The sequence below is a fragment of the Salinisphaera shabanensis E1L3A genome (genome assembly GCF_000215955.2).
GTDB lineage: Bacteria > Pseudomonadota > Gammaproteobacteria > Nevskiales > Salinisphaeraceae > Salinisphaera > Salinisphaera shabanensis.
Window position 1 is genome coordinate 88185 of sequence record NZ_AFNV02000015.1, and the last position, 20711, is coordinate 108895.

Sequence of the window (20711 nt, forward strand, 5' to 3'; positions counted from 1 at the left end):
GCCGGGGCCGCGCAATTTATCATCTCGTGCGACACGCGCTGAGCGTCACGCATTGAATTCGCGGCGCGCCGCACGCATTTTGTCGGTTGATCCGAGGAGAACACCAATGTCCGCCATGCCCACCGATCGACTGCAGCGCTTTATTTTCGACGATACCCAGGTTCGCGGCGAGATCGCACAGCTGCAAGACACCTATCAGCATGCGATCGCCGACCACGGCTATCCGCTGGCCGTGGAACGCCTGCTGGGTGAGTTGCTGGCAGCCTGCGCGCTGCTGACTGCGACGATCAAGTTCGATGGCACGCTGAGTATCGAATTTCGCGGCAAGGGCGCGTTGAAACTGCTCATGGCCGAATCGAACCCCGGCGTGGGCGAGCGCGCCCAGCGCCTGCGCGGCGTCGCCCGCTTCGACGACGACGCGCTGGCCACGATCGAAGAACCCACGCTGCAGGCGCTGGCCCAAGGCGGACACGTCGTGATTACGCTCGACCCCGAAGAGGGCCAGCGTTATCAGGGTATCGTCGCGCTCGATAAACCGAGCATTGCCGGGTGCCTGGAAGCGTATTTTGCCCAGTCCGAACAACTTCCGACCCGGCTATGGCTGGCCACCGATGCCGAGCGCGCGGCCGGCCTGCTCATTCAGAAGCTACCGGAAGACAACCCGCAAGCGCAGGGCGAACGCGACGACGACGCCTGGGATCGCATCAATCATCTGGCGGATACGATCACCGGCGACGAGTTGACCGGCCTCGGCGCGGAACAGGTGTTGCACCGGTTGTTCCACGAGGAACACGCGCGGGTGTTCGATCCGGCGCCCGTGAAGTTCAGCTGTACCTGTACACGCGAGCGCTTTGGCCGCGCGTTGCATCAACTTGGCGCCGACGAACTACGCAGCGTGCTGGAAGAACAGGGCCAGATCGAAACGCAGTGCCATTTCTGCAACACGGTTTATGTATTCACGCCGGCCGACGTCGAAGCGCTGATCGACAACCCCGACGCCGAACCGCCGACAGTGCACTAGATACGGTTTTGGCCAAAGCGGGCTCGCGCGCCACGCTAGCCATGGCCGACCACGCAATTGCGGCCAGCCCGCTTCGCCGCGTACAAGCGCTCATCGGCAGCAGCGATCACCGCCTGGATATCCTCGTCGGCGCCGGGCATTTTAACCCCGGCGCTGAAGCTCGATGTAAAAGACTCGCTGCCGGCACTGAATTGAAACTGCGAAAACGATTCTCGCAGCTCGTCGATGATTTCCACGGCCTTGGCTTCGCCGCAATCGGGCAGTGCCACGACGAACTCTTCGCCACCGTAGCGGCCGAGCATATCGGACACGCGCAGACGACGACGCAACAGATTGGCCAGCGCACGGATGACTTCGTCACCGACCAGATGGCCGTAGGTATCGTTGACGCGCTTGAAGAAATCGATATCGAGCATGACCACGGCAATCGGTTCGTCACGGCGACGCGCTTGCGCCAGCGCGGTGGCCATACGCTCCTTGATATCGGCATGCTTGAGTAGGCCGGTCAGACTGTCGCGCGAGAGTGCCGCCGACAGCTCGCGGGCGCGCCGCGCGCGCGCCTGAACGGAGGCGACGAACGCATTGGGCGTGATCGGCTTGATCAGGAAATCGTCGCCGGCCTTGGTCATGGCCTCGAGCTGGGCGTTGGCATCCTCGATTGCCGATAAGTACATGATCGGAACCTGCAACCAGCGCGGCTGGTAACGCACCATCTGTGCAAGCTCGGGCCCGCTGCAGCGGGGCATGCGCACGTCGAGCACGAGCACGTCCGGATTGAAGTGCTCCATGACCGCGAGCGTGGCATCCGGCTCGCTGAGCGTCTTCACCGTGAAGCCGGCACTTTCCAACACAAGCCGATGATAATCGAGCATGGCCTTGTCGTCGTCGACCATGAGCACGCGTAGCGGAGCGGCGCGGTGCGCACGCATATGGCTTTCGAGCAGGGCCGTCACCCGAATCGGGTCCAGCGGCTGCGCCAGAAAACCGACCACGCCTGCCCGCACCGCGCGCAGCTGTGTTTCGAAATCGGTGGACTGTTCACTGGCAAACATCGGCAGCGGCTTGTCCATCCCTGCCTGAATGGACTCGCCGACTTCCAGACCGCCGATGTCATCCGCGCCGGTGAAGTGCAGATCCAGAATCAGCGCGTCCGGTCGCTGCGTGCGACACGTGGCGCGCAAGGCACGGCTATCGTCGAACAATCGTACGCGATAATCGAAGCTCTCCAGAATCTGGCTCAGGTGCGCGCCGGTTTCAGGCTCGTCTTCGAGAACATAGATCAGAGGTTCCTCGACATCCCCTGCCGCGCCACCCAGGGATTCAACGACCTCGTATTCGCCGTCCGGGCCGACCTCGGCGCCAGCAAGCAGCTCCGGCAGAGCGGCCAAACGTTCGATGATACCGTCGTAAACGGCGGGCGCGCGGCCACCGAGAATCGCGTCCAGCTCACGCTCGCAGACGCGACAACTCTGACCGACCTCGATAAAACCGAAGGTCGATGAACCTCCCGCGATCTTGTGCACACGATCGCGCACGGCCTGCCACTCGGACGCACTGTCGCACCGGCTCGCAGCCGTCTGCGCCCACGTCGAGAGTTCGGCCAGCTCCTGACGCAGGCCAACACCATAGTCCCGGCGCATCTGCGCCAGCTGTTGTGCGACATCAATCGAGGGCGTCGGCATCAAACTTGTCCCATATTTCCTTGAGCTGTTCGCCGAGTTTCAGCGGATCGAACGGTTTGACGATAACCGCCGCAGCCCCCAACGCATAGTAGCTCGCATGATCTGCAGGCTGCGTCTTTGCGGTCATGAACACAACCGGGATGCGATCGAGATCGATTACATCGGCAAGGGCGACCAATGTAGTCGGCCCGTCCATACCCGGCATCATTACATCGAGCAGGAGAAGCTCGGGATCGAACGCCGGCGCCTGTTCGAGCGCATCGTTGCCGTTGCTGCAACTAAGCACTGTCAGCCCGCCCAACGTCTCCAAGGCTACACGCGCGATCGCGATGATTGATTCATCGTCCTCGACATGCAATACCCGTTGTAAAGCCACGATTACCTCGCCTGTCACTGCCGTGATCCTCGTTTGCTTTTAAATCTTGTTTTGAAGCGGCAAGTTCACGCGGAATGTGGTACCTACGCCTTCCACGCTTTCGAAATCGATCTGGCCGTGCATGTATTCGACCAGTTGTTTGGTGATCGCGAGTCCGAGACCGGTCCCGCCCTGGCGCCGCGTATTGCCGCTTTCCGCCTGCGCAAACAGCTGGAAGACGTTCGACTGGAACGCGGCCGGTATGCCCGAGCCGTTATCAGCGACGGTAACCACGGCGCACTCGGCTCCTTGCCCATAGGTAACCGTGACTTGCTCGCCCGCCGGCGAGAACTTGATCGCATTGGACAGGAGATTGGCCATCACCTGGCCGAAACGCAACGCATCGACAGTGACGCAAACGGATTCGTCGCCGTCCAATACGACGCGCACATCAAAGCTACCGGCATAACCGCTGTTGCTGATCACCGCTTCTTCAAGCAAGCCGCGCAGATCGTGGGGTTGTAGATCGAATGCCACCTTGTCTGCCGCCAGCTTTTCCCAGTCCAGCAGATCGTTGACCAGAAGCCCCAACCGATCGGCGTTACGTTCGGCGACCGACATCATTTCCTGGAAACCAGCCGGCATCGCGCCGAGCGCGCCCGAGTTGATCAACCCCAACGCGCCCTTGATGGAGGTAATCGGCGTACGTAGCTCATGGCTGACCACCGCCACGAACTCGCTTTTCATGCGATCGAGCTGGCGCTCGGCCGTAATATCCTCGATCTGGGCAACGAAGTTCATCGGCCTGCCGCGGCTGTCGCGCGTGAGCGATACCGAAAGCCGCGCCCACACCACATCGCCGTTGCTGGCGAAATAACGCTTGGCCAGCTGATAGGAGCTGATTTCCCCCTTGATGAGGCGATGCACGTGATGGAGATCATTATGAAGATCGTCGGGGTGGGTCAGCGTCTGGAAATCCGTCGCCAATACCTGTTCGCGCGTACAGCCCCACATTTCGCACAGCGATTGGTTGACCTCAATGAATTTTCCTGTGAGCGAAACCAGCGCCATACCCTGCGGAGCACTGTCGAAGGCGGCACGAAAGCGCGCTTCGCTGCTGTGCAACGCCTGCTCCATGGCCAGCAGTTGACTCCGATCGATGGCGATGCCGAGAAATCCTATTACGCCATTGGTATGATCGCGAATGGCACTGAGCACAAGCCGCAACACGCGGCGGCTCGCATCGGCGCAGAGAAAGTGCCAGTCGCGGCTTTCAATCTGGCCGCGCAAGGGTCGGGCCGTGATCGCCTCGAGCGGTGTGAGTGCCCGCCCGGTTTCGAGCTCCACTTCGGCCACAAACGCGGCCAGTTCATCCGGAGCGTGAAGGTCGATCAGGTTCATATGGCCGACCGCATCGGCCCAGCTGTAACCCAGCAGCCGTTCCGCGCCGGGGTTGAATAGGGTGATAAGCCCCTCGTTATCAAGAGCCATGATGGCGACTTCGGTCGAGGCATCGACCACTGCCTGCAGGTACAGGCGTACCTGGGCGATCTCCCGCGCATGCGCCTTGCGGGCCGTGATATCGAACATGGCCGCTACAGCACCGAGCAGATTGCCCTGAGAGTCGAAAAAAGGCTGGCCGCTGCAAAGGACATCGCGCGGCGCCAGTCCGCTGGCCTTGATACACATTTCGAGATCACGCACATGCTCACCCGCCAACGCACGCACCAAAGGCACGCCTTCGGACCGGAATAGTGTTTCACCATCGGCTTCATACAGATCGAAGTGCTCGGCCCACTGTTCCTGCGGTATCTGCATCGGATCGCTTTGGTGCCACTTGCGCGCTCGCGAGTTGAACAGCGTAAGTTCACCTTCGGCGTCGCAGGCGACCACGCCACCGGGCAACGCTTCGAGCAGGCTGCCGAGCATGGCTTCGCGCGTTTCTGCAGCGCGCCGGGCCACGCGCCGCTCGATCAGGGCGACGGCCAGTTCTGCAAGGTCCTCCATCCCCGCACGCTGGTAATCGGACATTGGCCCGGCATTGGAGTCGAATACGCACAGCGAGCCCAACCGATGACCGCCTTCGACCTTGAGAATAATGGTGCAGTAAAAACGCACATGCGGCGCGTCGGTCACCATCGGGTTCTCTGCGAACCGCGGGTCACCGCTGGCGTCCGGGATCTCAATCAGCCCGTCTTCGCCAAGCAATTGAGCACACATCGAAATCTCACGCGGCGCTTCAATTGTCTCGACGCCGTAGCGGCTCTTGAACCACTGGCGTTCGGAATCGATGAACGTGATCAGCGCATGCGGCACATTGCACAGCCGCGCGGCCAGGCGCGTGATGGCATCGAACTCGGGTTCCTGTTCGCTATCGATCAGCGCGTACTTATCGAGTACACGTAGCCGCTGTGCTTCGTCGATCATCGTCGCATCCGACATCTCGTTTGCAGGTACAGCCATTGCTCATCACGCCGTGTTTTTCGACCCCGGCGCTCAATATCGGCGGTTTTATCGATATTCTGTAGAAAGACGCGCATCCCGAGCTGCATTGTTAGCGCGCGCAGACTTTCCCGGCAACGGCATGGCGGGTCAGCAGTTGCGCCGATGTGCGGCTCCTATCGGCAGGGTCGCGTCAAATCGCATCGTGTGCGTGGCTCGCGGCCGCTTAGCGATCGGGCGCATCACTGCATGGCCTGCGCTCCACAGCGAATATCGGGACGGGACGCAGGCGGCAGCCGCGTATTTCGCTGGCCTGGGCTATAAGGCGTAAAAAAACCAGCGCGCTAGTATTCACGCGCGTTTTCCAGCCCGCCCTCGTAAACCGGTGTACCGCCGGTATCGTGAATCAACGCTTCGGCCATAGGCCTTACGCTGTCGTCGTTGACCGTGTAGGGCACCTCGAAATCGGCCGATTCGACCATCGCGGGCGTCGGAAAACTGTGGGCACTGTTGAGGTTGAAGGCACGAATGAAGCGAGTGCCCTCGAACAAGCGTGCGGAGTAGATGGCTTCGCCCACCGCCTCCGCTTTTGTTGCGATCTTGCCATCGCGATGCTCGAAGGCATTATCCACATCGACTAGCACCTTGTTCTTCATCGCCACTGCGTGCGCCCTGGCGATCGCCGGCTCGGCGGCATACGGCACCGCGAGCACGATTATGCCCGCCTGCTCGATCGCGTCGGCCACCGTGGCGGCGCGGGCGCCATGCCCAGCGCGCTCGACCACATCACCCAGCGTGTCCGGATGACGCGTAGCGAAAATCACGCGATAACCGGCGGCAGCCCACAGATTACCCAGCGCTTGCCCCATATCACCCGCACCGATCACGGCGATGGTGCTCGAGATCGGCGCCTTTTCAGCGGCCGGGGCGGCCTGTACGGCCGTACTCACGAGCACCACCCCGAGCAGGAGCATGCTCAGCCAGCGCAGCGACCGGCAGACTCGGGCGGATTGGGCTCGTCGGCTATACGGCGTGGTCATGGCAGGCTCATCGCGAAATTGAAGGTGCGCCTTGAGTCTACGCATAGCCAGCGTTCAGCGGCGAACCCGTGCGTTTTTCCTGCGTTTTACACGCGCCATGCACAGGTGAGCGGCGGTCTGAAACACCGCCGGCGGCCGCCTGGCAGGGCCCTTAATGGCCGCCACTTTCGCGCAGACAAAATATCTTTTCAGATCAGCGCATTAGACGATAGTTTCCGGATACAACGATTACCTCACGAAAACAGGTGCTTCCGGGGCACTCATCGTCGAACGTGGCCTATTTGCACAAAAATGCTGCATAGGCGCAAACCAATCCCTAGACTTTCCGCCTTTCCAGCCCCCAGCACAAGAGCAGTCGATGAGCAAGAAAGCAATCAGTATCACTACGGTCGTGATACTGCTGATACTGGTCGCGGTCGTTGCACCCTATTTCATCGGCGCCAAGGTCGAGACCGAGTTCCGTGAGGGCATTGCCCAAGCGAAGACCGAGTACGGCTACCCCATCGAGCTCACGGATTACGAGCGCGGCTGGCTGCATTCGCATGCCGTCACCCGGGTACAGATCGAGGACACGACGTTCGATGTCGAGCACGAGATCACCCACGGTCCGCTCTTCGTATTCGGCTGGGCACGTATCCATAGCGCGTTGCCCAACGATATCTCGCCCGAGATGGCCCACTTCTTCGACGAGTCGCCGTTGGTGGCAAACACCAAGCTCGGTTTTGGCGGCGGCTACCGTATCGGCATTCAATCGCCGGCGTTCGACAAGGACTTGCCCGACGAGCCCGGCGTTCACCTGACCTGGCAGGGTCTGAAAGGCTATTACGCCCGCCATGACAACGAGGTGGATCTACAGCTCAACGGTGGCGGCCTGAAGCTGGACGCAGAAAACCGTCATCTTGTTGTCGATGATATTCAGGTAAGCGGCGATGGCAGCGCCATGGAGAATATCGAAGAAGCCGATGCGAAGCTGGACTGGGACAGCCGGTTCGAAGCCAAGTTGGGCCACTACCGCATGTATGACGATGCCGGCGCGTTCGACCTCGCCTACGGCATGCGGCTGCACGCCAACACCGCCAATGGTGACAACGATACCGTCGAATTCCACGCCGGCTACGACATCACCGATCTGCAGCTCAAGGCGAAACCCGACGATGGCGACCCCATCGATGTGTCGGTCGACCAGGCTGCCATCAAACTGGGCCTGACCGGTCTGAAGGCTGGCCCACTGCAAGAGGCCGTCGTGGCCCTGCGTGAAATCGACCCGTCGCAGCATTCGCCCGAGCGCGTGCAAGCGTTGTCGGCGCGTGTATTCACCGAACTCGCGCCGGAAATCCTGGCCGGCACACCCAAGCTGAGCGTGACGATTCCCCCCGTCGAGACCGGCCACGGCGAGGCCCAGGGCAAGGTGAGTGCGGGCCTGATTTCAAACGACGAGCTACCGCCGGAAGTCGCCGACATGCGCCGCCGCATGCCCATGCTCGCGATGGCACAGCGTTTGACGCTCGACGCCGATGTGTTTGTCGACGAGCAGCTGATCGACTGGGTGACCAAGAATCTCGCCAGCGAAAACCCGGCCATGGCGCGCGAGCTGCCGATGCAGATCACCGGCATGGTTCGACAGGGCTTTCTCATGCGTGAAGACGACGCGGTGGGCGTGCGCCTGCATGCGGGCAAGGATGAGGTCGTACTCAACGGCCAGACCATTCCGGCACGCCAGCTGCAACCGCTATTCGAAAGCCTGATGCGCTAATCCGGCAGGCACGGCGCGCTGTACCGACGATGAGTTCGTACAGCGCGCCTGTGCTGGCGTGTGCTGCTCAAGCGGCCCGGCAGGGGCAAGCACGCACCGGCGATTGACGGCCCGAGCCGACGCCCGGGCGTTCGCGAGCCCTTACATGAACGCCCTGGCCCAATCGGCCAGGCGCAGGTCCGGCATCGACCACCATTGAATCGGCACCGCGGCGTTTTCGACACCGCACCGGCTCAAAGGGGCTAGGGTGAGCGCAACGCATCCGCGCTGTTGCGCGCCACGTAGCCCAAACATGAACGAACACCCGATATCCGATCGCGCGCGATACCTCGCTCGCGGCATTCTGCTGGTCGCGCTGAGTATGGGCACGCTCAGTGGCTGCGCAGTCGTCAGCGGCCAGAACGACAAAGCGCAAACGGCCAACGATGCCGAAAGCCGGACAACGCGCGGCGAGCTCAATGCCGGCTACAGCGATCTCTATTCCAGTGCGAGCGGCCTATCGGAAGTCGACAAGATCTTTTATGTGAAGGTGGAATCCGACGATGTCGAGAAAGTCGTCACCGACGTGACCGACTACTGCGGCCAGCTCGCCACGCGCCTGAAAGAACTCACGGCGGACTACCCCGCGCTGGCTATCAACCGTGAAATCGACCCGCCGATCATCAAGGCCGCGCGCGACGCGCAGAAGAAAGCCACGCTCAAGCGCTTCGCCCCGGTCGTGGGCGATTCGGGTACCGCATTCGAGCGCGGGCTGCTTATTCGCCTGCTCGGCGCGGTCGATCAGCAGCACTACATGGCGGCCACGCTGGCCGAGCGCGAACCCAATCCCGCGCTATCGAAGATCATGGCCAACGCCGCGGATCGTTTTGCCGGTTTCTATGACGAAATCGACACGCTGCTCAAGGCGCGTTTCTATCGCTGAGCGCGACTCAGGGCGTCGTGGTCAGTGCCCGCGGCGCAGCGGCGCCAGCAACGACTTCAGGCCGTTGTGGTCGATCTCGTGCATGAGCGCCAACAGACGTCCGACCTCACCGGACGGAAAGCCGCTACGAGCAAACCAATTGAGATAGTGGCCCGGCAGATCGGCAATCAGTCGGCCTTCGTACTTGCCGAAGGGCATCGTGCGCGTTACCAGCTTTTGCAGATCCGCACTATCCATCGGCAATTGTCAGGCGGTTCCAAGCGCGCGTTCGACAGACCAGGGCATATGCTCTAGTGGCGCGCGTCGAGCGTGTCGAGAAAGCGATCATAGCCCGCGACGAACGCGTCAAGCTGCTGAAAATGCGGCAGGGCGCCCGTGTCGAACGACACCACGGTCGACGCGGTGTGCTGTTCGACGATATCGCGCGCGGCGGCGTCGGAAAAATCGCTGCGCGTGCCGTAGGCCAGCCATACCGGCTGGCTCAGGCGCCGATACAGACCGGCCGCGTCCGCACTGAACAGATACCCGGATAAGAACGACCACGGCGCATGACGCGCACCCGGCTGGTGGGCACTGCGGTAGGCATAATCCACGAGCCCTTGATCGACGTCCTTGCCGCCAAAGGTCTTTTCCAGAAAGTAGCGAATGCTCCGCCGGCTGGCGAGCCCGGCGAACAGCGTTTTGGATACGGCCGTCGAGCCGGTAATCGCGCGATACAGCCACGGCTTGCCGCGCGTGGCTTCGGCATTTTGTCCGGCCTGGGCGTCAGAGTCGACGCCGGCCGGGCTGAGCAAACCAACACTGCGATAGCGCTCGGGACGTTCTTCGGCCGCCCGGGCCAGATACTGGCAAGCGACCGAACAAGCCACGGCGTCTACCTGACCCGCGCCGGTCTCGGCTGCGATCTGTTCGATCCATGCATGGATCGCATCGGTCATGATGCGCGGCGTATAACGTATCGCGCGGCGCGTGCTGAAACCGTAGCCGGGCAGATCGATCGCGGCGACCGGCCGCGCACCGCGGTAGTGATCGTAAATCGGTTTCACTTCGTATGCCGAAGCCGCCGCGTTAATGCTGTGAATAAGCACCAGCGGAACACCGCTACCGCATGTGCGGTCGACATAATAGCTGATCGTACCGCTATCGGTATCGAACGTGCGGCGCTCACCTTTCAACGCTATGGGCAATGTACTGGTTGTGGTCATGGCGACTCGTCAATCCTGGCAGCGGCCGGCTTCGGGTAGGCCTGCATGCTACGCCACAGCCGGGCTACGGATGCACGCTAGCTACAAACGCGCGAGCAGCACCTGTTTCTTGGCAGCGAATTCGGCCTCGGTGAGCACGCCCTGACGCTGGAGTTCACCCAGACGCTCCAGCGCATCGAGAATATCGCTGCTCGACGAACCAGCAGGCGCCGCCGATTCAGCCTCCGTGTTCGACGGAACCTGCGCCAATTCAGCCAGGGCGACTTCGCCGATCTGACTGGTGAACACCACGTCGCTCGCGTCTTCATACTGCGATTGCGCTACGCCGGTTATGCGATGTGTGCCCGTCTCGTAGAGCGTCACCCGCTTGCCGCGGCGGATCGCAAGCCGCCGGGCCGCATCGAAATAGGCATAGGCCAATTGGTTCTGTTCGCCAACGGCCGCAGGCTCGCCCAGTTCGGCCGGCCACCAGTTTTCGCGTTCGACGGCCACCGTGTCCCATGCCCGCGCATGGGCGTTGATCCTTCGATGGCCGGGCTGGGCCGCATCGCCACGCTCTCGATACAGGCGAGACAACTCGTTACACAACGCATCGATGCGGTTCTTGAGCACATGATTGCCGGGCTCGGTGATCATGATCAGGCCGCCGCGCATCCACTGCCCCGGCCCGGCGAACTCGGGGTGGTCGAACATCGCCATATCGCCGCCGCCCTGGGCCACCGTCTCCCAGAGATGCTGCACGGCCGGGAGGTTGAAGCCGAACCGTTCGGCATAGTCGTCCAGAAGGCCGTTTGCATAAGAATCGATCATGGTGCGTCACCAGCCGAATGAGTTATTGCGTTCATTCTAGAGCCGAAGCGGGGTCGTCAGCTTTCGTTAGATCGCGCGATTTAAGACATGCGACATACTATCGCGCGCAATCGAACATATTACGCATCCCGGCGATTCATTTTGGCGAACAATTCCGATGTAGAGGCCTGCTTCACCCGCGTCAACAGCGCGCTCGGCTACGAACTGGACAACGACACTGCACGCGCCGTCGCGCAGACATTGTGTGAAGCGGACTGGCACCCGCACTACATCGCGGGCATCGTGGATCAGGTAAACGACCTCGATGCAGACAACCTATTCGTGCGCAAGCTCGGCGCGGCTCTCAAGCGCGACCCGGTCGACAACGAAATCGAATACGCGAAAAAACGCCGTCAGGAAGGCGCAGACCCGGACGCAGTCGCCACCGAAGTCCGCGAAGACGATGAAGCCATCGCCGTACGCAACCCGCCGCGCGCATCGCCCTGAGTCGACGGTTAGCCCAAAGCGGCCGCCGTGCCAAACGGTGCCGCGGCTCGGTTCAAGCGGTGTGCGCAACGGCATGCGGGTTCCGCGCTTTTGAATCCGGTATGTGACGCGCGGGCAGCTATGATGGAATACGCGCATCGGTCCATCGCCGTGCAACACACGGCACCGGACTACTCTCGGGAGCTTTCATGCGCTTTCGCATGCCGTACGCGACGATCGATAGCCCGTATGAGGTCACGCTCGAAGTTAAAAAAAGCCAGTTCATCGGCTGGTGTGCGGCCATCGACAGCGTGGACGACGCCCAGCAGTTGATTGCCTTGGCACGCGAGCGCTATCCCGATGCCTCGCATCATTGTTCGGCCTATATTGCCGGCCCGCCGGGCGAGGATCAGGCGATCGGCTTTGCCGACGACGGCGAGCCGGGCGGCACAGCCGGCCGGCCGATGTATCAGGTGCTCGAAGGCAGCGGTCTGGGTCGGATCGCCTGCGTGGTCACGCGCTATTTCGGCGGCACCAAGCTCGGCACCGGCGGCCTCGCGCGGGCCTATTCACAAACAGTGAGCGCGCTACTGGCCGATCTGCCCGCGCGCGAATACGTGCCACGGCAGCGTCTGGCCCTGCAGCTGGCCTTCGCCGACGAGCAACCCGCTCGGGCATGGCTGGAGGAACACGAAGGCGACATCGTCGACGCCGAGTATCACGCCGAGGGCGTCACGCTGGCCGTCGACTGGCCGCTGGATGCCAGCACGCCACTGGCAGAACTGGACGCGCGGCTCAATGGGCGTTTGCTCTGCTCTGAAGCACAGACATGACGCGCGCTACGCCCTACCTGCACGCCGACCGACTCGCTTCAGGCACAGCCCCGGGCCGCGCAGCTGAAGCAAGCCGTCGTCGCAAAATCGGGGCCGACCGTTGCCGCGCGGCCCGACGGCATCAGCCGCGCTCGGTGACTTCCAGCAGGTGGTAGCCGAACTGGGTTTTCACCGGGCCCTGAACTTCGTTGATCGGCGCACTGAACACTACTTCATCGAACTCCGGCACCATCTGGCCACGGCCGAAGGTGCCCAGCTCGCCGCCCTTGCGGCCGGACGGGCATGAGGAATGCTCACGTGCGACTTCGGCGAAATCGCTGCCGTTTTCAATGTCTTTCTTGAGTTCGAGGCACTTGTCTTCGCTGTCGACGAGAATATGACGGGCGCTGGCTTTGGCCATGGCAGATACTCCTGCTTTGAAAGATAGGCCCGCCATAGTACGGCAATTTCAGCGCCGACGGCCGCCGGTACGCGCCGCCAAACGGGCCCGACCATGTCTCGACCGAACCCGTCCCGGGTATGCCTAATCGCGCAGGGCGTTAATGTCGGCGATCAACTGCCGAAGAATGTCATCGAGTGCTGCCTTGGTGGATTGCTGAACGGCATTTTTCTGGCCGAATGCGCCGGCAAGCATCATTTTGCCCATTTGCGATTTGCCGCTCGATTCGTACACCTTCGACAGCCGTTCTCGGCCAGCCGATTGCAAGCTCACGCGCATGGAAACCTGGGCAGAAAAATCGTTGAATGAATATGTTTGTAACGCGAAGGTCAGCAGTCCGCCTGTTGTCGCGGCCGGGTCCGCTGTCTTGCGAAGCCCGTTGAAGGCTGCCTGCACATCGCTCGACTGCAGCGTATCGTCGAGCATTTCGCCGATATCCACGACCCACTTGTTGGCTACACCGGTACTGAACGCTCGAAATTCGTAGCTCAAATCGGCCGTTCGGGGCGTCAGATAATATGCCGAGGCCCGGTCAGTGGACGACAGGTTCGAATCGCCGGCGTTCTTTTGAAGATACTGCGGATAGTCATTCGCAACGTGGGTCGCGCAGCCGCCCGAAAGAATGACAAACGCGATCAATCCGCACAGCAGGACATGACGGCTTGGCCGTCGAGTGGATACAAACATCTTTTCCCCCAATGAATACGCATACGCCCGCCGCACCTTGGAGCCACCCCAGCTCGTCGACGTCGGTACCACGTAATCTAGCCGTAGTCGCGGTTTAAACCAAATACGAAACGCGAGCGACAGACCGTCTCTATGGGTGACAGACCCATCGACTAAAATGGCGGTTTGTTTGCCCTCAGAATCGCGTCCATGATCGAACTCGCCGCCCAACGCTGCCAACTGCCCCGCTGGCGCGATCGCCTGCAAAGCGCCGACGAGGCGGCCGCACTCATCCACGATGGCATGACCGTGGGCATGAGCGGTTTCACGCGTGCCGGCGAGGCCAAACAGGTGCCGCTGGCGCTGGCCCGCCGCGCCGAGCACGAACCGTTCCAGATCACGCTGATGACCGGCGCATCGCTGGGCCACGATACCGACGGCATCCTGGCCGATGCCGGCGTGTTGGCCCGGCGTATGCCGTTTCAGGTGGATCGGCGCCTGCGGGCGGCAATCAATCGCGGCGAGGTGATGTTCGTCGACAGCCATTTGTCGGAAATGTCGGAACAGCTGCGCCACGACCAGCTCGGCGCGCTGGATATCGCGGTGATCGAAGCCGTGGCGATCACCGCCGACGGCGGCATCGTACCCACCGCGTCCGTCGGCAATTCCGCCAGCTTCGCGGCCCAGGCGGACAAGGTGATCATCGAGTTCAACGTCGCCGCGCCCGAGGCGCTGATCGGGCTCCACGATATCTATGTGCCGGCCAAGCGCCCCGGCCGGCAACCGATTCCCATCAGCGCGCCGGATACACGTATCGGCACGCCCTATATTCCGGTCGACCCGGACAAGATCGCGGCCATCGTGCTCACGCAGGAGCAGGACAGCCCGGCCGATATCACGCCCGCCAACGAAGCCACTCAACGCATTGCCGAGCATCTGATCGGCTTTTTCGAAAGCGAAGTGGCCGCGGGGCGGATGAGTTTGTCGCTCATGCCCCTACAGGCCGGGATCGGCAGCGTCGCCAATGCCGTGTTGCACGGCTTGATGGCCGGGCCGTTCGAAGATCTGACCATGTATTCGGAAGTGCTGCAGGACAGCACCTTCGAACTGCTCGACCACGGCACGCTGCGTTTTGCCTCGGCGAGCGCGATCACGCTATCCGATGCCTACGGAGCCAAGGTATGGAACAACCTCGAACGCTATCGCGATCGGGTGGTTTTACGGCCGCAGGAACTGTCCAACCATCCCGGTATGTCGCGCCGGCTGGGCGTGATCGCCATCAATACCGCGATCGAGTTCGATATCTACGGCAACGTGAATTCGACCCATATCAATGGCACGCACATGATGAACGGCATCGGCGGCTCGGGCGATTTCGCGCGTAACAGCCACCTGTCGATCTTTGTGACCACATCGACCGCCAGGGGCGGCGCGCTGTCGAGCGTGGTGCCTTTCGTCAGCCACGTAGATCACGTCGAGCACGATGTGGATATTCTGGTCACCGAACATGGGCTGGCCGATCTGCGCGGGCTCGCCCCGCGCGAGCGGGCCCGCGTGATCATCGATCGCTGCGCAGACCCGGTTTACCGCCCGGCACTGGCGGCATATTTCGACAATGCCTGTGCACGCGGCGGGCACACGCCGCATTGCCTGGAGCAGGCACTGGCATGGCATGTGGCCGCGCAACGCGACGGCTCCATGCGCGCGCTGGTCGACCAGCCGACATAGCAACGCGTTTGCCCGGCTTGCCAAGATGATCCGCGCTTGGCTAACGCTCGCGACATCGCGGCCGATAGTTGCTTGATAGATCGCTCGTCGCACCACAACCACTGGCGCGATGGGCTGCCGCTATTGATTCAAGACACCGTTTGCAGACATCGTTGAGCCCAAGCGGCCCCACCCAGGCCGGTCGGATCGCAGCCGTGCGATCGCCCGAGAATACGCCGCCGTCGGAGACATCAGCACCCATGAGCAACGCAACTCGCGCCCGCGTGGCCGATATCATGACCCGGGGCGTCCTCAGCCTTCGTGACGACCAGACTCTCTTCGAGGTTCGTGAACTGATGGGCGAACACCAGATTCGCAACGTGCCGATACTCGACGACACCGGGCGACCGATTGGTCTGGCCACACAGAAAAATGTGCTGCGCGAGGTGCTTACTGTTACCGATCAGCACGGCTACGCACAACTCGACCACCATCTGGCCCAGATACCGCTATCGCAGGTACTCGAGCCCGACTTCAACACCGTGTCCAGCGATACGCCGCTGGTCGAAGCCGGTCGTTTGCTGCTCAACTATCGCCAGGTGAGCTTGCCGGTGGTCGACGACGGCACGCTGGTGGGCATTCTCTCGCTGGTGGATTATGTGCGCGTGTTCGTCGACCGGCTGGAAGCCGAAGAGCTTTCGCTGGCCTGACCGCCCTGCTCGCCGCGATCGTTACGGCAACGCCACGCCGACACGCGCCACGATATCGTCGACCTGGCTTATCTCAGTGGTACTCAGCGAATCGCGCCAGCTCTCGATACGCTCGCGCGCGCTCAGATGTGCGCGATGGGCCGACGTCGTGCTGCTGTTGAAGCCGGTGGGGCGAGCGCCCCGGATATCCACCCCGTCATGCGCCAGCCGTTCGGCGAGATCGAACGCGCCGGTCGCCAGCGCTTCGTACGGGATCATTGTGTAGTGCTCGGCGTGGGCATCCACGAATTTTTCGGTGAATGCCCAGTAGGCGATCAGTCGCTGGTTGGCGTCGCCCTTGTCGAGCTCGTCGATCAGCGCCGCCATCGGCTCGAAGAACGCCGCACGCCCGTCGTCGATATCCAGCAACAGTCGGCGCAGGCCGATACGCTCGGCTTGGAAGTCGTTCCACCGCGCGCTCTTGTAGCTGGCGAGCACGCCATGCGGCCGGCGCCGGATATGGTAGACAGACAGGCCAAAGCGCTCGCGCAACGCCGGTACCAGCAAGGCGCCGCGTACGAATTTGGCCACCACACGGGGACGCGCTGCCAAGCCATGCTGCATGGCGATCTGAGGTACAGCGCGCGGCCGCCGGCCATGCGCGCTCAGATTGGAGCGCGATCGCTGAACACGAACATCGACGATGCGATAACACAGCCCCCGACTCACGTACTGCGCCAGCGCCTCGTCGAGCGCATACGGCATGAGATAGAGATCGGTATCGCGGCGATCCATATTCGCCGGGACGATCTTGTCCAGTACCGCGCGATACGCAGCCAGCTCCGGCTGAAAGGGCTCGAACACCGGTTTGGCACGCCATAGCTGCGTCAACTGTTCCAGCAAAAACGTGGTGCCGCTACGCCAGAAGCCGGTCACGACCAGGCTGTTGCCCGCACGCAGGAAATGGCTCATCGCCCAATCCACGGCACCGCCGCCCGCCAGCCCAAACCTGACGGATTGCCAATCGTTACGCTGCATCGTCGCTCTCATATCGGTTGCGCGGGCCGCCCGGTCGCGGCTTCACGCACGGGCATCAATCCGGCAACGCGAGTTCGTCGAAGCGTTCGGCCAGATCCTTCAGACGCTCGTGAAGCTCATCGCCGCCCATCGCCATGCCATGCCCAGTCATCGCCACGGACGGTTCCAGCGCGGCCAGGCGTTCGACCGATGCTTTCGCCTGGGGCCAGTCTTCGGTGAGATAGCGCGGCGGACCGCTGATTTCACGCTGCTGCGTAAACACCTTGTACAGCGATTCCTGCTGCACGGTGACGAACGCATCGCCGGCGATCAGTGCGCGGTCGGCCTGGCGAAACAGCGACACATGGCCCTGGGTATGGCCGGGCGTGGCCACCCAGCGCCAGCCCGGCAGCTCGGCGATCGTGCCGTCATCCGGCAACGCGCGTACATACTCGCCAAGATCGACGGGCTCGGTCGGAAAGAACGGCGATACCCGGGCCACCATGCCACCGCCCACGCTCGGGTCCGGCTTCGGGTAGGCCTTCTGCCCGGTCACAAACGGCAGTTCGTCAGCGTGCACATAGACAGGCACGTTCCAATGTTGCGCGAGTTCGACAACGGCACCCACATGATCGAAATGCCCGTGCGTGAGTACGATCGCCCGCGGCGGCACACCTTCGCCAAAACGCTGTTCGGCGGCTTTTCGAATCGTATCCTCGCTTTTGGGCATGCCGGCATCGACCAACACCCAGTCCTCGGGTGACGCCGGGCTGCCCACGAAATAGACGTTCACGATCTGAACCGGCAGGCAGTAAACGTCATCAAGCACTTCGTGACCGTCACCGCTGCGCAGCGATGTAACCGGCAGCGTCTTGTCGTGTAGCGGATTGAACGGCATGAGCGACTCCTGAACTTGCGCGAAGCTGTTTTCGGATCGCCTACCTTGCGCGCTGGAGAACCGGCGCGCCTATCCGTAGTTATGCGGCTGCCTTCTCACCACGGCCCGACAACGCTGAATGGCGCGCATTTCCATCCCTAAGAAAACAAGGTGCGCGAAATGCCGGCTGCACGCGGTACTTGCTTCAAGGGCGTTTGCTGCCTCAAATGACGGATGAGGCATGCATCACACAACGCGGGGCGAAACGGATGATCAAACTGCCGATCGGCCCACTCTGGATCGCCCTGATGTTCGCTTTGGCCCTGGCTTTCAGTGCGACCGCCTTCGCGGACGGCCCGCCGGTCAAGAAGAGCAAGAACGGTATATGTCATGCCGTGGGCACAACCTACTATTCGCGCACGAAGCATTACACGCCGTACGCGAGCATGGCGGCATGTCTGAACAGCGGCGGGCGACGCCCCAAGCGCTAGCAACACACGCGACGTATCCTAATTCGCTGCTGGCCGGCGCTTATCTGACAACCAATATGGGCGCCTCAGGATTTATCGGTATTTCACGGGCAGCCGGGGCCGTCCAAGGTGGCTGTCATATTCCCACCGGCGCGTGCCCGATCCCGCCGCGAACAAGGACGTTCAATATGCAAACCGATCGTTTCATCGCCCGCGTTTATGACGCCTGTCCGCAGCTCGATCCGGACGTTGTCCATCAGGGCACGCTGATCACGCTCGATACCCTGTGCGAGCATCTGCCGAAAGGCCAGACCAAGGAAATGGCCTCCCAACTGCCGGACGAGATATCAGACGCGGTCATCGCCGGCGGTAATCGCAGCGAAACAACCGACGTGCCCATCAGCCTGGAAGAGTTCTATTCCAAATTGATGTTTCGCGCCGAGCTGGAACAGGCCGACGTGGAAGCGCTGGCGCGCGCCGTCGCCCGCACGCTCAACGAAGCACTTAGCGAAGGCGAAGCCAAGAACACCGCGCTCGATCTGCCGGGCGAACTGTCGGATTTGCTCGCCAGCTAACCGACCCGTGGCTGCCAACGTGCGGCAACGACCGCACGTTGGCTCGCCAGTCGTGCGATAAGCCGGCAGCATGGTGGTTTTCCAACTGCTGCCGTACCCATGCCAAACCTGAGCCCATCTGGCCGCGCGCTTGTTGAGGCCAAGCGATGAGTCATCCGGATATTCTCGTCGCCGGGCGGATGCCGCCGAACGTACTCGACCAGTTGGAGGCTTCGTTTACCGTTCACTGCCTGCCCGAGGCGGCCGACGAAGCCCAGATGATGATCGACGCAGTAGGCGAACGGATTCGCGGCGTGGCGACCAATGCAGTCCAAGCGCCGCAAATCGAGATGCTAGAGCGCTTGCCCCGGCTTGAAATCATGGCGTCCTCGGGTATCGGCACGGACGCGCTCAATGTCGATTACGCTGGCAAACGCGGCATTCACGTCACGAATACGCCCGACGTGCTCACCGACGACGTCGCCGATGCCGCCATCATGCTCATGCTGGCCACATCCCGTCAGCTGGTGCTGGCCGATCGCAATGTACGAGCCGGGTGCTGGCTTAAGGGTCTGTCACTGGCGCGCCGAGTCAGCGGCAAGCGCTTGGGCATACTCGGGCTTGGGCGCATCGGCCAGGCGATCGCTAAACGCGCCGCGGCCTTCGATATGCCCATCGGGTATCACCAACGCCATATCAATCCGGATGTCTCGTACACCTACTACCACAGCCCGACCGCGCTCGCGGCCGATAGCGACTTTCTTGTCGTGGTCGTGCCCGGCGGCAGCGAAACCGACCGGATGGTGGACGCACTTGGCCCCGAGGGCATTCTCGTCAACATCGGGCGCGGCACGACCGTGGACGAACCCGCATTGATCGAAGCGTTGACCGAAGGCCGAATCCGCGGCGCCGGCCTGGACGTTCTCGCCGACGAGCCGAACGTACCCGACGCGCTGCGCACGCTGGATAACGTCGTTCTAGCGCCGCACTACGCCAGCGCCACGGTGGAAACCCGTCTGGCCATGGGCCAGCTGGTGGTCGATAACCTGCGCGCGCATTTCGACGGGCGGACGCTGCTGACACCGGTTGGGTAACGCCACTCAACGCCTGCCCAAAAGCCTGCGTTCACCGCGCGCGTAAAGTCAGCCGATCTTCTGCGCCACCGCGTCGAGCAACGACCCATCGGGATCGAGCCCGGCGACGATGCCGAGACCCATGGATTCGTGATCGTTCTTGTGCTGAATGAAGCGCGCGCGATAGGCGATCAGCGCGCCCACGCGGTTCGCGCTGCCGCAATGCACGAGCGCCGGCAGCGCGCCCGGCACGAGCGCTTCGTCCAACAGGCGCGCGTTCGCCTCGTTGATATCGTTCGGGCCGGCGACCGGGATATGCACATAGTTCATGCCGGTTTTCTTCACCAGCGCCGCCTCGTCGAAGTCCTTCATCTCGCCGTCCGACCGCAGATTGACGACCGTCTTCACGCCCTGTGCCTGTGCGGCTTCGAGCTGCGCTGCCGTGGGCTGGCCGGCGGTGATGATGCCGGGTTCGAACCGGTTCGCGTTTGCAAGGCCTTCCGTGTAATCCGCCATGTGCTTTCCTCTTGCCGATGCATCGAATGCGCGTGCGCTATCGATCAACGGGCCGTGATTCAGTGTCCCGACATGATACTTACCATCGGGCAATGTGAAAGTCCCAGCGCGGCCACACCGACGAACACGCGGCGCGTATTGGCGCGCCCGGTTTGCGACCGGCGCTTACGCCCCG

At 62.2% G+C, this 20711-nt stretch carries 22 protein-coding genes; 10 read left to right on the forward strand and 12 right to left on the reverse strand.

The annotated features are described in order from the left end of the window. The first annotated feature begins 106 nt into the window (after positions 1-106). Positions 107-1021 carry an Hsp33 family molecular chaperone HslO gene (gene hslO, locus SSPSH_RS10855; RefSeq protein WP_006914473.1) on the forward strand — a complete coding sequence of 305 codons (915 nt, stop codon included), beginning with the start codon at positions 107-109 and terminating at the stop codon, positions 1019-1021. A 35-nt stretch (positions 1022-1056) separates the two neighbouring features. Here hslO and SSPSH_RS10860 read toward each other — a convergent pair whose 3' ends face one another. From SSPSH_RS10860 to SSPSH_RS10880, 4 genes are all read right to left on the reverse strand, one after another. Beyond that, positions 1057-2703, reverse strand: coding sequence for a GGDEF domain-containing response regulator (locus SSPSH_RS10860; protein ID WP_006914472.1), 1647 nt, complete (start codon positions 2701-2703; stop codon positions 1057-1059). Further along, on the reverse strand, positions 2684-3082 hold the full coding sequence (locus tag SSPSH_RS10865) for a response regulator (protein ID WP_040607995.1): 399 nt from the start codon (positions 3080-3082) through the stop codon (positions 2684-2686). The genes SSPSH_RS10860 and SSPSH_RS10865 overlap by 20 nt, the downstream gene beginning before the upstream one ends. A 36-nt stretch (positions 3083-3118) precedes the next feature. Beyond that, positions 3119-5521, reverse strand: a complete 2403-nt coding sequence (locus SSPSH_RS10870; protein WP_006914470.1) for a PAS domain S-box protein — start codon at positions 5519-5521, stop codon at positions 3119-3121. A 323-nt stretch (positions 5522-5844) separates the two neighbouring features. Next, a complete protein-coding gene (locus SSPSH_RS10880) occupies positions 5845-6540 on the reverse strand; it encodes an NADPH-dependent F420 reductase (protein ID WP_021031693.1) in 696 nt (231 codons plus the stop codon). A gap of 358 nt (positions 6541-6898) precedes the next feature. On the opposite strand from SSPSH_RS10880, the gene SSPSH_RS10885 reads away from it, so the two are divergent. Together SSPSH_RS10885 and SSPSH_RS10890 are read left to right on the forward strand one after the other, a co-directional pair. After that, positions 6899-8293 carry a YdgA family protein gene (locus SSPSH_RS10885; RefSeq protein WP_006914468.1) on the forward strand — a complete coding sequence of 465 codons (1395 nt, stop codon included), beginning with the start codon at positions 6899-6901 and terminating at the stop codon, positions 8291-8293. A 292-nt stretch (positions 8294-8585) separates the two neighbouring features. Continuing rightward, positions 8586-9215, forward strand: a complete 630-nt coding sequence (locus SSPSH_RS10890) for a hypothetical protein (protein WP_006914467.1) — start codon at positions 8586-8588, stop codon at positions 9213-9215. 21 nt (positions 9216-9236) lie between these two features. Here SSPSH_RS10890 and SSPSH_RS10895 read toward each other — a convergent pair whose 3' ends face one another. The 3 genes from SSPSH_RS10895 to SSPSH_RS10905 all read right to left on the reverse strand — a co-directional run bounded on the left by SSPSH_RS10895 (position 9237) and on the right by SSPSH_RS10905 (position 11230). Next, on the reverse strand, positions 9237-9452 hold the full coding sequence (locus tag SSPSH_RS10895) for a DUF3820 family protein (protein ID WP_006914466.1): 216 nt from the start codon (positions 9450-9452) through the stop codon (positions 9237-9239). A gap of 53 nt (positions 9453-9505) precedes the next feature. After that, on the reverse strand, positions 9506-10420 hold the full coding sequence (locus SSPSH_RS10900; protein WP_021031694.1) for an alpha/beta fold hydrolase: 915 nt from the start codon (positions 10418-10420) through the stop codon (positions 9506-9508). 81 nt (positions 10421-10501) lie between these two features. Continuing rightward, positions 10502-11230, reverse strand: coding sequence for an SHOCT domain-containing protein (locus SSPSH_RS10905; RefSeq protein WP_006914464.1), 729 nt, complete (start codon positions 11228-11230; stop codon positions 10502-10504). 141 nt (positions 11231-11371) lie between these two features. On the opposite strand from SSPSH_RS10905, the gene SSPSH_RS10910 reads away from it, so the two are divergent. Then, positions 11372-11716 carry a hypothetical protein gene (locus SSPSH_RS10910; protein ID WP_152522796.1) on the forward strand — a complete coding sequence of 115 codons (345 nt, stop codon included), beginning with the start codon at positions 11372-11374 and terminating at the stop codon, positions 11714-11716. A gap of 188 nt (positions 11717-11904) precedes the next feature. After that, positions 11905-12528: an IMPACT family protein gene (locus SSPSH_RS10915; RefSeq protein WP_006914462.1), complete on the forward strand. Its 624-nt coding sequence runs from the start codon at positions 11905-11907 to the stop codon at positions 12526-12528. A 121-nt stretch (positions 12529-12649) separates the two neighbouring features. Here SSPSH_RS10915 and SSPSH_RS10920 read toward each other — a convergent pair whose 3' ends face one another. Together SSPSH_RS10920 and SSPSH_RS10925 are read right to left on the reverse strand one after the other, a co-directional pair. Continuing rightward, positions 12650-12928 carry a peptidylprolyl isomerase gene (locus tag SSPSH_RS10920; RefSeq protein ID WP_006914461.1) on the reverse strand — a complete coding sequence of 93 codons (279 nt, stop codon included), beginning with the start codon at positions 12926-12928 and terminating at the stop codon, positions 12650-12652. Positions 12929-13051: 123 nt separating this feature from the next. After that, positions 13052-13873: a hypothetical protein gene (locus SSPSH_RS10925; RefSeq protein ID WP_206772391.1), complete on the reverse strand. Its 822-nt coding sequence runs from the start codon at positions 13871-13873 to the stop codon at positions 13052-13054. Here SSPSH_RS10925 and SSPSH_RS10930 point away from each other — a divergent pair. Both SSPSH_RS10930 and SSPSH_RS10935 read left to right on the forward strand, forming a co-directional pair. Beyond that, a complete protein-coding gene (locus tag SSPSH_RS10930; protein ID WP_006914459.1) occupies positions 13844-15361 on the forward strand; it encodes an acetyl-CoA hydrolase/transferase family protein in 1518 nt (505 codons plus the stop codon). The genes SSPSH_RS10925 and SSPSH_RS10930 overlap by 30 nt on opposite strands. A 239-nt stretch (positions 15362-15600) precedes the next feature. Further along, positions 15601-16050, forward strand: a complete 450-nt coding sequence (locus SSPSH_RS10935) for a CBS domain-containing protein (protein ID WP_021031695.1) — start codon at positions 15601-15603, stop codon at positions 16048-16050. A 21-nt stretch (positions 16051-16071) separates the two neighbouring features. Here SSPSH_RS10935 and SSPSH_RS10940 read toward each other — a convergent pair whose 3' ends face one another. After that, positions 16072-17067, reverse strand: coding sequence for a hypothetical protein (locus SSPSH_RS10940; protein WP_006914457.1), 996 nt, complete (start codon positions 17065-17067; stop codon positions 16072-16074). A 55-nt stretch (positions 17068-17122) separates the two neighbouring features. Continuing rightward, complete coding sequence (locus SSPSH_RS10945) at positions 17123-17944, reverse strand: MBL fold metallo-hydrolase (protein WP_006914456.1); 822 nt, start codon at positions 17942-17944, stop codon at positions 17123-17125. Positions 17945-18231: 287 nt separating this feature from the next. Here SSPSH_RS10945 and SSPSH_RS10950 point away from each other — a divergent pair, with 287 nt between their 5' ends. The 3 genes from SSPSH_RS10950 (at position 18232) to SSPSH_RS10960 (ending at position 20041) form a co-directional block, all read left to right on the forward strand. Next, on the forward strand, positions 18232-18414 hold the full coding sequence (locus SSPSH_RS10950) for a hypothetical protein (RefSeq protein ID WP_161627831.1): 183 nt from the start codon (positions 18232-18234) through the stop codon (positions 18412-18414). Positions 18415-18581: 167 nt separating this feature from the next. Beyond that, positions 18582-18968 carry a DUF2267 domain-containing protein gene (locus tag SSPSH_RS18995; RefSeq protein ID WP_006914454.1) on the forward strand — a complete coding sequence of 129 codons (387 nt, stop codon included), beginning with the start codon at positions 18582-18584 and terminating at the stop codon, positions 18966-18968. Between the two features lie 146 nt (positions 18969-19114). After that, positions 19115-20041 carry a 2-hydroxyacid dehydrogenase gene (locus SSPSH_RS10960; RefSeq protein ID WP_006914453.1) on the forward strand — a complete coding sequence of 309 codons (927 nt, stop codon included), beginning with the start codon at positions 19115-19117 and terminating at the stop codon, positions 20039-20041. Positions 20042-20089: 48 nt separating this feature from the next. Here the strand turns inward: SSPSH_RS10960 and SSPSH_RS10965 are convergent, their stop codons facing one another. After that, entirely contained in the window at positions 20090-20536 is a 447-nt protein-coding gene (locus SSPSH_RS10965) for a protein tyrosine phosphatase family protein (protein WP_006914452.1), read from the reverse strand. Positions 20537-20711 lie beyond the last annotated feature (175 nt).